Origin of the sequence: Algoriphagus faecimaris, from assembly GCF_900101705.1 — a bacterium.
In the GTDB taxonomy this organism is placed as follows: Bacteria; Bacteroidota; Bacteroidia; order Cytophagales; family Cyclobacteriaceae; genus Algoriphagus; species Algoriphagus faecimaris.
The window spans coordinates 39,672-50,877 of sequence record NZ_FNAC01000038.1 but is presented as its reverse complement, the minus strand read 5'-3'; the positions used below and the strand labels follow the sequence as shown (position 1 = coordinate 50,877).

The window sequence follows — 11,206 nt, the reverse complement described above, 5'->3', positions numbered from 1 at the left end:
TTTTGAGAAAAAAAGAAAAATCACCCTAAATAGCCTGGAAACCCACTATTTTCCAACTTCAAAAAGTTACTCGGATGACAGTAATTAAAAATTAAATAAAAACAGATTTGGCCAGGGTCTGAAACCACCCTTAACTAGTAAGTTAAATTTTAGTTATTTTAATTTTTTATCCTTCTATATTTATCTAAGCGGGGTTATTTTTTTTTTAATGGTTTTTTTTAACCAAAACCTATAAGGTTTAGTAACACCTATAGTCAAAACGAATACTATTTTTTTACAAAGCATTTTTCCCTACTTTTGCAGCCTCTTTGAAGAGGCAGGAGAATCCATGAAGAAAGTAGATTTTGAACATCTTATTCTGTTTGAAAACGAGGATTACCTGGTAATCAACAAACCGCCGTACCTATCAAGCTTAGACGATAGACACGAAGCGCAGAACATCTTAGACTTAGCCAAGGCACACACCCCCGATTCCCAACTGTGCCACAGATTGGATAAGGAGACTTCAGGATGTCTAGTGATTGCCAAAAATCCAGCGGCCTACAGGCATTTGGCTATGCAGTTTGAAAGCAGAAAAGTAAACAAAGTCTATCATGCCGTCGTCGATGGAATCCGCGAATACGATCAACAGCTCGTAGACCGCAACCTCATCGCATCGGCCAAAGGAGTTGCCAAAGTCGGCAAGGAAGGCAAGCCCGCCCAGACGGTGTTTCACACCATCAAAACCTATCGGGCACATTCGCTGATCGAGTGCAGACCCATTACCGGAAGACTGCATCAGATCCGAATACACTTGGCCTACCTACAGTCGCCGATATGCGGGGATGAACTTTACGGCGGAAAACCGCTCTATCTTTCTTCACTCAAGCGTCGCTTCAATTTGAAAAAAGAGACAGAAGAATTACCCATCATGCAGCGAGTTTCATTGCATGCCTTTTCGATTGGTTTTGAAGGACTGGACGGAAAAGAAATCACCGTACAGGCCCCCTATCCCAAGGATTTTCAGGTTTTGATCCAACAGCTGGAGAAAACAGCCTGATTTTCATCAAAAAAGACAAATGGAAATTTGGGTATTTTGAGGCTAATCCAATGAAAATTAGGAAGTAGTCTTGGAAATATTTTGCATGGAAAATAAAATACTTCTATCTTTGTGTCCCTTTTTGGGGGTCGAACATATTTAACAAGCTAAAAATTAAACAGTTACACAGTGGATACTTTAAGCTATAAGACCGTATCGGCTAACAACTCGACTGTAGAGAAGCAATGGGTGATTGTGGATGCCCAAGCTGCAGTTTTGGGTCGGTTGGCCAGTGAGGTAGCAAAAATCTTAAGGGGGAAAAATAAGCCTAGCTTTACCCCACACGTGGATTGCGGAGACAACGTCATCGTAATCAACGCAGACAAAGTCAGATTGACAGGTGACAAGTGGGACTCCAAAGTCTACGTACGTCATACCGGTTATCCGGGTGGTCAGCGAATTTCTACACCAAGAATATTGAAGCAAAAGTCTTCTTCTATTTTGGTGGAAAAAGCTGTCAGAGGCATGTTGCCTAAGAACAGATTAGGCAGAAAAATGTACGGTAACCTGTACGTATACGAAGGTGCTGAGCATCCTCATGCAGCGCAGCAGCCCAAAACCATCACTCTTTAATCGACATTATTCATGGAAATGATCAACAAAATCGGTAGAAGAAAAACCTCCGTAGCCCGTATTTACATGGCTCCCGGAAAAGGTAATATCACCGTAAACAATCAGGAACTGAACGTGTACTTCCCATTTGATCTACATCAGATCGTCGTGAAGCAACCTCTTGCTCTTGTAGGCGAGGACGGCAACTACGACATCAGCATCAATGTAGACGGAGGAGGTATCAAAGGACAAGCCGAGGCTGCCCGTATGGCGATCTCCAGAGCTTTGTGTGACTTCAACGAAGAGCACAGAGGTCCCCTGAAAAAAGAAGGATTCTTGACTCGTGACCCAAGAATGGTCGAGCGTAAGAAGCCAGGACGTAGAAAAGCAAGAAGAAGATTCCAGTTCTCCAAGCGTTAATCGGATCTATTCTTCAATCAATAGAAAACAATATTATTCATGTCAAAAATCGAATACAAAGACTTACTGGATGCTGGTGTTCACTTCGGACACTTAACGAGAAAGTGGGATCCCCGTATGTCTCCATATATTTTCATGGAGAAAAACGGTATCCACATTATCGACCTTAATAAAACGCTTGCCTGCCTCGATGAAGCATCCGCTGCAGTAAAGCAAATCGTACGCTCCGGCAAAAAAGTGATGTTTGTCGCTACTAAGAAACAAGCGAAAGACTTGGTAGCTGATGAAGCTCGTCGTCTTAACATGCCTTACGTAACCGAAAGATGGTTAGGTGGTATGTTGACCAACTTCGCTACGATCCGCAAATCCTTGAAAAAGATGTCTTCCCTTGAGAAAATGATGAAGGAAGATGCCTACAAGAATATGGCGAAGAAAGAACGATTGATGATCACTCGTCAAAAAGAGAAAATGGAAACTGTACTTGGCGGTATCGCTGACTTGAGCAGACTTCCTGCAGCTCTTTTTATTGTGGACATCAAAAGAGAACACATCGCAATCGCTGAAGCACAAAAGCTTGGTATCCCTGTTTTCGCATTGGTAGATACAAACTCCAACCCAAATGAGGTGGATTTCCCAATCCCAGCCAATGACGATGCATTCAAATCAGTAAACCTATTGGTAAAAGCTTTCGGAGCAGCCATCGAAGAAGGTCTTTCAGAGCGTAAGAAAGATAAAGACGAGGCTAAACTTTCTGAAGAGGAAGAAGCGAAGAGAGCCGTAGATGCTGACACCAAAGAGTAATACGCATCTATTTTAGATTTGAAATATAAAAAAATTGAACATCAGGCTCCGGTCGATGTTCAATTTTTTGTTTTATCTACTCTTCGGCGGACCTTTGAGTTCACCAAATTCAATAAGTACATATCGTTTAATTCAATAAACAGCTCATAAAATGGCAATTACTGCACAAGAAGTAAACAAGCTGCGCCAAATGACAGGTGCGGGAATGATGGATTGTAAAAAAGCATTGACCGAAGCAGAAGGTGATTTCGAAAAAGCAGTCGATATCCTTCGCAAAAAAGGTCAGAAAGTCTCCGCTTCCAGAGCAGACAGAGAAACCAAAGAGGGTGCTGTCGTGACTAAAGTAACCGAAAACGGAGCTAAAGGAACCCTCCTTTCTTTGACTTGCGAGACAGATTTCGTAGCTAAGAACGAAGAGTTTGTAGCGTTCGCAAATACCCTTCTCGATTTGGCAGTAGAAAAAGGAGCATCTTCTATCGAAGAAATTCTTGCTTTGCCTTTCGAAACCATCACCGTAGCAGAGAAAATTATCGAAATGACTGGTAAAATCGGTGAGAAAATCGAAATCTCTCATTACGAGGTAATCAATGCCGAGGCGGTAGTTCCTTACATCCACTCCAATGGCAAATTGGGTGTTTTGGTAGGATTGACCAATACTAGCGGTGCCGACGTAGAGGAAGCAGGAAAAGACGTAGCGATGCAAATCGCAGCGATGAATCCTGTCGCTCTAGACAAAGACGGTGTAGATGCTTCTACTGTAGAAAGAGAAATCGAAGTAGGAAAAGAGCAGGCAAGAGCAGAAGGCAAGCCAGAAGAAATGCTAGAAAAAATTGCTTTGGGTAAATTAAATAAGTTCTACAAGGAAAACACCCTTCTTAGCCAACAATTTGTCAAAGACAGCAGCAAAACGATCGCTCAGTACCTTGACAGCGTGAGCAAAGGATTAACCGCATCTGCATTCAAGAGAGTTTCCATTGGGTAACTGTAATCCCAAAATCATAAAAAAACCTTCCAAGATAATATAGGAAGGTTTTTTTTATGCAATTTTTTCAAATTAGGGCTCCAAGGCTGCTACACCCGGAAGTACTTTGCCTTCCATATGCTCCAGCAAGGCTCCCCCACCAGTAGATACGAAAGAGACCTGATCTCCATAGCCAAACTTATTGACCGCGGCAGCAGAATCTCCACCACCGATTAGGGAGTAAGCCCCGTTTCTTGTAGCCTCAGCCACCGCCTCAGCAATAGCCTTCGTTCCTTTGTCAAAGGATTCCATCTCAAATACACCCATGGGACCATTCCATAAAATTGTTTTGGATTTCAGCACCGTCTCAGCAAAAATGGTTCGGGTCTCAGGTCCGATATCCAAGCCCATCCAACCGTCAGGGATTTCCCCTTTTTTGGCCATTCCTTGCTCGGCATCATTGGCAAAAGCTTTAGAAATCACGGTGTCCACGGGAAGAATCAAGTTGACCCCTTTGGCTTTAGCCTTTTCCATCAATTCCAACACAAAATCTAACTTATCGGCCTCCAACAAGGAATCGCCAATGCTTCCGCCTTGCGCTTTGGCAAAGGTATAAGACATTCCACCACCAATAATTAGGTTATCTACTTTGTCCAAGAGCCTTTCGATAATTAGGATTTTATCAGAAATCTTAGCTCCTCCCATGATTGCGGTATAGGGACGCTCTGGATTGCCCAGCACTTTATCTGCATTTTTCAACTCAGAAAGCATCAAATACCCACAAACCCTAGTATCAAAATACTGCGCTATCACTGCAGTAGAAGCATGCGCTCGATGCGCGGTGCCAAAGGCATCATTCACATAAATATCTCCTAGGCTTGCCAGTTTTTTGGAAAATTCCTCATCACCCTTTTCCTCCTCTTTGTAAAAACGAAGGTTCTCGAGAAGCAAAACCTCGCCTGCCTTCAGGCCTTCAGCCAAGTTCTTTGCCTCACTCCCAATACAATCTGGAGCAAATTTCACTGACTTCCCAAGAGCCTTCTCTAAGGTAAGCACGATATGCTTGAGTGAAAATTTATCCTCCGGACCGGACTTGGGCCTTCCTAGGTGAGACATCAAAATGACTGACCCACCATCATTCAAGATTTTGGTAATCGTAGGAAGTGCCGCCTGAATACGGGTATCATCAGTAACATTAAAATGCTCATCAAGGGGAACATTAAAATCAACCCGGATCAGGGCTTTCATCCCATCAAAACTTAAATTGTCGACGTTTTTGATTCTTGGATTCATAAAATAGGTGTTATATAGATTTCAGAATATTCTAAATGGGACTTCAAGTTATTAAAAATTCAGGCAAAAATCTCCCCTAAAGAAAGGCTTCTGAGCTCTTAGCCAATTATTTTCCAGCAGATGCGCGCTTAAGCCGATCATTGATCGCCCTGCCAAGCCCTTCTTCAGGCATCAGTTCGCTTAGAATCACTTCTACCTTCATTTCATCCAATTCCCGCAAAGCAGAAAACAAATTTTTGGCGGCCTCCTTGAGATTGCCATTGCTGCTGAGTTTGATTTGAAGTCTATCAGAAAGTAGCAAAAAGTCACGCTGCAAACTCAACACGGCAAAGCTCACTCCTCTTGAATTATAATCTGGAATCAGTTTATCCAAGTCTCCTAAAATCAGAGGCTTTCGAGGAGCATAATGAGCCTCCAGAAGACCTGGGGCCGCGGGGTTACTACTGCTGTGAGTTTTGACTCGGACTTCCCCGACGATAGTCTCGATCTCAGCTATCTCCAGACCGCCCAGCCTATACACCACGACCTCTCCATCTTCTATACCCACTATGGTGCTCTCTAGCCCTACCTCACAACTACCCCCATCTAAGATATAGGGGATTTTAGCGCCCAACTGCTTCTCCACGTGCAGCGCTGATGTAGGACTGATGTATCCAAAGGGATTGGCGCTTGGGGCTGCTAGTGGAAAATCCAAATTAGCCAGTAGAGACTGGGTGAGCGAATGGTGTGGAACCCGAACAGCTACCCGCTCCAGCCCTGAGGTTACCAAATCAGGAATAATTGCTTTCCTCGGCAAAAGCAAAGTCAAAGGACCTGGCCAAAAAGCCTGAGCCAATTTTTTCAACTCCTCGGGAAATTCGGCCACAAAATCTCCCACACGATCCACCGAATGGGTATGAATGATCAATGGATCAAAGGAAGGCCTATTTTTGGTTTCAAAAATCGAAGCAACTGCATCCGGGTTCAATGCATTACCAGCCAGACCATATACGGTCTCGGTGGGAATGGCCACCAACTCCCCACGCTCTAGTAGCTCCTTGGCTTTAGCAATATCCTGACCCAGTTCAGCCATTAATCACAAAACTCATCAATCCAAGATTTGGCTTCTGTATACCCCAGATTTAGCGCCATTTTCAGGTCCACACAGCCTTCTTCTTTTTCTCCCAAAGCACTCATTCGGGTTACACCCAAAAGGTAATAGGCAGCGGCATTCTTCCCGTCAAGATTAACAGCATTGGTCAAGGATTCCATGGCTCCCAAAGGGTCATTATTCCCCAATTGGGCTTTTCCCTTGTTGAAGTGTACCAGTGCTTGATTGGGATTCACCTGAAGAGCCATATCAAAGTCCAAAAGCGCATCCTCATACTCTTCCAGTCCTAGTAAGGCAAGTCCTCGATTATAATAGATATCCGTTTGCTGCGGATCAAGGCCATTGGCCATGTTGTAATCTACCACTGCTTGTTTGAAATTTTCCAACTCTAAATTGGCATTTGCCCTATTAAACCAAGGCTTGTAGTTGGTAGAATCAACGGAGATAGCTGATGAAAAAACAGGAATAGCCTCTTGGTAATTTTTTTGTTGAAAAAGCGCCACCCCTTTTGCATTGAGTGCGGTGGATTGATTGGGGTTTTGAGCGATCACTCGATCAAAATAACTGATGGCTTCTTTCCAGTTTTGCTCGTCCATTTTCTGAATGCCCGCTTGCATCAATTCTTCCTCACTGGGACTACAGGCACTTATGATCAGGGTCAAGACCCCTATTATCCAAAGTTTTCTCACGGTAAATTAATTTGCCGCAAAGATAGGCATTCAGGCGGTCTTTTCAGGTATTTCCTCCAATTTAGACCGCTGAGTAGATGGAATGGAAACGGGCTTCATGCTTTTCATATCTACTGAGACCATCACGCATTGACTGCTGGCAAAAATCACTTCTTTCTCCTGCTGAGTATTTCCTACCAATACCTGCTCGAGCACAAAAGAGGAGTTTCCAATTTTAGCCACCTTTACTCCTACCCTGATTTGATCTTCCAGATGAATAGGTCGGATATAATTGATCTCAATCTTGGCTACTACCGTCCCGATCTCCATGATGTTCCATTCGCAGTGCCGGTAGAGAAAGTCTGCTCGGGCATGTTCAAAATAATTGAAATAGATCCCATTATTGACATGCATGTAGCCGTCGATATCAGAAAAGCGGACTTGGACTGGAGTAAAAAAACGATACTCCTTGATATTAATTTGATCCATTTGAAGCGTTAAAGGAGAATTTCTGATTTGCTGGTCTTCTCAAGCATGCGAAGAATGGAGGGATTATATCCTATCATATCCACCACTGAGTCAAAGGTAAACCAGGCCAAAGAAACACTTTCATTGCTTATAACAAGCTTCTCCTGAATATCCGCCTCGATCAAATAGCGTACATCGTAGTGAAAATGCTCCGGCACGTGGGGTCGCTCAGGGATGATATGCTTGTCCAAATCAAAAATAGAGGACTCCACCAAGCGTAAATTCTTCAATCCACTCTCTTCCTCAGCCTCTTTTAAAGCTACTTCAGCCAACTTTTCATTTCCGTCTGCGTGACCACCCAACTGCAGCCATCGGCCCAATTTCCGATGGAGCGTAAGCAAGGTATGTGTTCGCCCAGGATTGACTATCCATGCCGATGCGGTGAAGTGACCAGCCAAGCGCTCTCTTTTGAAAGCCAAATCATCCTCCGTCAACTCGATAAAACCATCAATAAATGCCGCCTCTTCTTCGTAAGGAGTACGGTATTTTTGAAGCTGTGCTTTTAATGTATGTCTGTTCATCATGCTGATTTGAATAAGCTATCCATCAATTGATCAAAAGGCTTGGCATTTTCATACAGCCGATCGGAATAGACAGTAACTACTAATTTGAGGTAACTCGGTTGATTATTAATACTAATTTTCTCTATGCTTACATTTCCAAACAGCTGAGAAATCTTCTGGTTTTCCTGTGGTGCCTGAAGCGGTGGCTTAAGGTAGAACTTTTCCGTGGTTTTCACCTGCTCATTTACTTCCTCTATCTTCCGGTCCAAACTCACCTGTTGATACCCCAAATCTAAAATCCGTCTGGAAAAAGCCAAAAATAGCTTGGAAAAAGTTTCGGGAGTCAGCGGATGATCATAGGTGACTGCAAAACCATTCGCGTAAGGAGATTCCAGCAAATGTACTTGTGGCGCATCATTAATCTGTGATTTTTTGAAATGGTAATTTTTATAAATCAGGTTAAATAGATTCTTGCCCTCGGTGGAATCCATCCATTGATCGATTTCCAAAAGATCAGAAGAACTAAGGCTGAAATTCTCTTTATGATTGACAGGGACCTTTTCCGAGCCTTTAAATACTTTCCCCAATAAGTCCTCTAGAAAATTACCCATGATTGTAGATTTTTACCATTCCCTCCTGATCGACACTTACCATTTCTTCCTCTGTCATTTTCCTCAACACACTCAAGGTAAATTCATTTAGCGGAAGACGCAAACTGTCAAATAATTCACCTTGTCTTAACTCTCCCGAATCGGCTAAAGTTTTTAAAATCCTTTCCCGAAGCTCCTTTTCCCTTTTTGCTGGATCTTTATTTTTCTTGGATTCTACGCACCAATCACATATTCCACAATTTTCATCGCTCTCTTCACCAAAATACTCCTGAATGAATTGTGTCTTACAAATAAGGTCCTGTTGGGCATAAGCCACCATACTTTTTGCCTTTTCTATGGTCAATTCTCTACGCTGTGCGATTCTCCCCGTATTCAGGGGAAGCTTTCCCGCATCGTATCTAGAGGTCAAAAAGGTAATCTGCGGCTTGTCCTTGCGTTTTTCATAGGCCATCACTTCCATTTGGGCGAGCTGCTCCAAAAATCGAATCAACTGACTTTCGGCAATATTCAAACCCTTGGCCAGTTTAGATTCATTGATGACCATGTATTCGGAGAAAAGATTACCCCCGTAGGTGCGTAGCAAGATTTTAATGACGGGATCAAGCTTAGCATGAGCGATCTGAATCTCATACAATTGTTGAGAGCTGACCGTAAAGTGGATTTTTGATGGGCTAAAAAAACTTTCATTCATCCCAATAAACCCCTCCTCTTCCAATACTTTCAAAGCATAAAATGTCTCCAACACTCCCAGATTATAGGTATTGGCAAATTCGCTCCACTCAAAATCAAAACTGCTGAGCATATTACTCCCTACTGCTATTCTGAAGTAGTTGGCGAGGCACTGATACACCTTTCGGACAAATTCTATCGGAGGATACACTAGCTCAGCTCTTCCTAGCACCATCTCAAAATCCTCTTCATTGCAAAGCAAAACTGCGTAGGATTTCATCAAATCTCTTCCTGCTCTTCCTGCTTCTTGGTAATAGTTTTCCAGGTTTTCGGGTAGATCAGAGTGGATGACTACTCTCACATCCGGCTTGTCAATTCCCATCCCAAAAGCATTGGTACTGACCATGACACGCACCTGATTATTCATCCATTCCTCTTGTCTTTTGACACGTTCGGCCATGGATAGCCCCGCATGATAGGCTCCGGATGAGATTCCGAGCTGCCGCAGTGCTTTGGCTATCTGATGGGTGGATTGTCTATTCCGGACATACCAAATCGCCGTGCCGGGTATGCGATCGAGGATTTCTTTCCCTTTTTCCAGCTTGTTTTCAACTATCCTGACACTGTAGCTCAGGTTTTTTCGTGCAAAGCTCTGCCTGAAAATGGCCGGAGACTTCATTTCCAACTTTTCCAAAATATCCCCTTGCACTTGGGGCGTCGCAGAAGCGGTCAGCGCCAGCACGTTGACTTTAGGATGCCATTTTCTGATTTCAGCAATTTCTAAATAGGGAGGACGAAAATCATACCCCCACTGTGAAATACAATGAGCCTCGTCTACCGCAATCAAATTCACATTCATCTGTCGAAAGCGCTCGATGAAGAGGTCTGACTTCAATCGCTCCGGCGAGACAAATAAAAATTTAAAATCCCCATAGACACAATTATCCAGAGTCCGATCAATCTCCCGATAACTCATCCCTGAGTAAATAGCTGCCGCTCTGACTCCTCTGCGACGGAGCTGATCCAGTTGATCCTTCATCAGCGCAATGAGCGGACTCACAACTAAGCAAATTCCTTCCTTGACCAACCCGGGAATCTGATAGCAAAGGGATTTCCCTCCGCCGGTTGGCAATAAGGCAAGGGAGTCTCTGCCTTCTAGTACGGCAGCGATCACATCTTTTTGCACCGGTCTGAAATCATCCCAGCCAAAGACCTGCTTTAAAATTTCCCTTGCTCTATTTTCCACTTACCAGCTGAGTGTTTCCTTGTTAAGAAATGTAGCTATTCCTTTCTTACAATCCTCATGGGAACGCGCTTTTGCGTTCACCGCGGCAGCATGTGCTAAGGCCTCCTTTCGGCGATCGGCGTTAATACTTCTGAGCAAAGCCTTGGTCTCCTTCATGGAGTTGCCCGAATTTTGACTCGCTAATTTGCTGGCAAAATCAAGAACTGACTTTTCTAAAAAATCCGAAGCCACTACTGAGGTGATCAAACCCAACTCGGCCGCCTTGGAGGCAGAAATCAGTTCTCCTGAGAGGAGAAGCTCCTGCGCTTTAGCGGCCCCGATTTGCTCATGCAAAAATACCGAAACCAAAGCCGGTATAAATCCTATCCTAACCTCTGTATAACCAAAAAGTGCCTCAGGAACGGAAAAAGCAAAGTCACATACCGTCACCAAACCACACCCTCCGGCTAAGGCATGCCCTTGAATCTGTGCAATGATTACTTTTGGAAACTGATAAATCCGATCAAACAAGCGCATCAGTTGCTGGCTGTCTTCCAAGTTTTCCTGTGGAGAAAAATCCTGCAAAGACTGCAAGTATCCCAAATCCGCACCTGCACAAAAAGCCTTTCCCTCCGCTCGGATTCGAATAATTTTAACATCCTCATCCAGCTCAAATTCATCTAAGATCTCCAACATGGAAACAACCAGCTCAGGACTCATCGCATTTCGTTTTTCGGGGCGATTGAGGGTGATTGTTCCTATTCGATTTTCAATGGATTTCAAAACAAAGTCTTTCATTTTTTGGGT

Annotated in this window: 13 protein-coding genes; 5 read left to right on the top strand and 8 right to left on the bottom strand. The window is 43.6% G+C overall.

The annotated features are described in order from the left end of the window. The first annotated feature begins 328 nt into the window (after positions 1 to 328). The 5 genes from BLQ57_RS16665 (at position 329) to tsf (ending at position 3,833) form a co-directional block, all read left to right on the top strand. On the top strand, positions 329 to 1,039 hold the full coding sequence (locus BLQ57_RS16665) for an RluA family pseudouridine synthase (protein ID WP_087940693.1): 711 nt from the start codon (positions 329 to 331) through the stop codon (positions 1,037 to 1,039). 168 nt (positions 1,040 to 1,207) lie between these two features. Then, positions 1,208 to 1,651, top strand: coding sequence for a 50S ribosomal protein L13 (gene rplM, locus BLQ57_RS16660; RefSeq protein ID WP_087940692.1), 444 nt, complete (start codon positions 1,208 to 1,210; stop codon positions 1,649 to 1,651). 12 nt (positions 1,652 to 1,663) lie between these two features. Then, a complete protein-coding gene (gene rpsI / locus BLQ57_RS16655) occupies positions 1,664 to 2,050 on the top strand; it encodes a 30S ribosomal protein S9 (RefSeq protein ID WP_087940691.1) in 387 nt (128 codons plus the stop codon). Between the two features lie 39 nt (positions 2,051 to 2,089). Continuing rightward, positions 2,090 to 2,851, top strand: a complete 762-nt coding sequence (rpsB, locus tag BLQ57_RS16650) for a 30S ribosomal protein S2 (protein ID WP_087940690.1) — start codon at positions 2,090 to 2,092, stop codon at positions 2,849 to 2,851. Positions 2,852 to 3,002: 151 nt separating this feature from the next. Next, positions 3,003 to 3,833 (top strand): translation elongation factor Ts, encoded by an 831-nt coding sequence (gene tsf, locus BLQ57_RS16645; RefSeq protein ID WP_087940689.1) that lies wholly within the window; start codon positions 3,003 to 3,005, stop codon positions 3,831 to 3,833. A gap of 72 nt (positions 3,834 to 3,905) precedes the next feature. On the opposite strand, the gene BLQ57_RS16640 is transcribed toward tsf, so the two are convergent. The 8 genes from BLQ57_RS16640 to BLQ57_RS16605 all read right to left on the bottom strand — a co-directional run bounded on the left by BLQ57_RS16640 (position 3,906) and on the right by BLQ57_RS16605 (position 11,197). Beyond that, positions 3,906 to 5,105 (bottom strand): phosphoglycerate kinase, encoded by a 1,200-nt coding sequence (locus tag BLQ57_RS16640; RefSeq protein WP_087940688.1) that lies wholly within the window; start codon positions 5,103 to 5,105, stop codon positions 3,906 to 3,908. A 106-nt stretch (positions 5,106 to 5,211) separates the two neighbouring features. Beyond that, positions 5,212 to 6,177 carry an L-threonylcarbamoyladenylate synthase gene (locus BLQ57_RS16635; protein WP_087940687.1) on the bottom strand — a complete coding sequence of 322 codons (966 nt, stop codon included), beginning with the start codon at positions 6,175 to 6,177 and terminating at the stop codon, positions 5,212 to 5,214. Then, entirely contained in the window at positions 6,177 to 6,884 is a 708-nt protein-coding gene (locus tag BLQ57_RS16630; RefSeq protein WP_394331277.1) for a tetratricopeptide repeat protein, read from the bottom strand. Before BLQ57_RS16630 ends, BLQ57_RS16635 begins: the two co-directional genes overlap by 1 nt. A 30-nt stretch (positions 6,885 to 6,914) precedes the next feature. After that, positions 6,915 to 7,352, bottom strand: a complete 438-nt coding sequence (locus tag BLQ57_RS16625) for an acyl-CoA thioesterase (protein WP_087940686.1) — start codon at positions 7,350 to 7,352, stop codon at positions 6,915 to 6,917. Positions 7,353 to 7,360: 8 nt separating this feature from the next. Continuing rightward, positions 7,361 to 7,912 (bottom strand): NUDIX hydrolase, encoded by a 552-nt coding sequence (locus BLQ57_RS16620; protein WP_087940685.1) that lies wholly within the window; start codon positions 7,910 to 7,912, stop codon positions 7,361 to 7,363. Continuing rightward, entirely contained in the window at positions 7,912 to 8,505 is a 594-nt protein-coding gene (locus BLQ57_RS16615) for a hypothetical protein (RefSeq protein WP_087940684.1), read from the bottom strand. Before BLQ57_RS16615 ends, BLQ57_RS16620 begins: the two co-directional genes overlap by 1 nt. Beyond that, positions 8,498 to 10,420: a RecQ family ATP-dependent DNA helicase gene (locus tag BLQ57_RS16610; protein ID WP_087940683.1), complete on the bottom strand. Its 1,923-nt coding sequence runs from the start codon at positions 10,418 to 10,420 to the stop codon at positions 8,498 to 8,500. Before BLQ57_RS16610 ends, BLQ57_RS16615 begins: the two co-directional genes overlap by 8 nt. Beyond that, entirely contained in the window at positions 10,421 to 11,197 is a 777-nt protein-coding gene (locus tag BLQ57_RS16605; protein WP_087940682.1) for an enoyl-CoA hydratase/isomerase family protein, read from the bottom strand. Between the last annotated feature and the right edge of the window lie 9 nt (positions 11,198 to 11,206).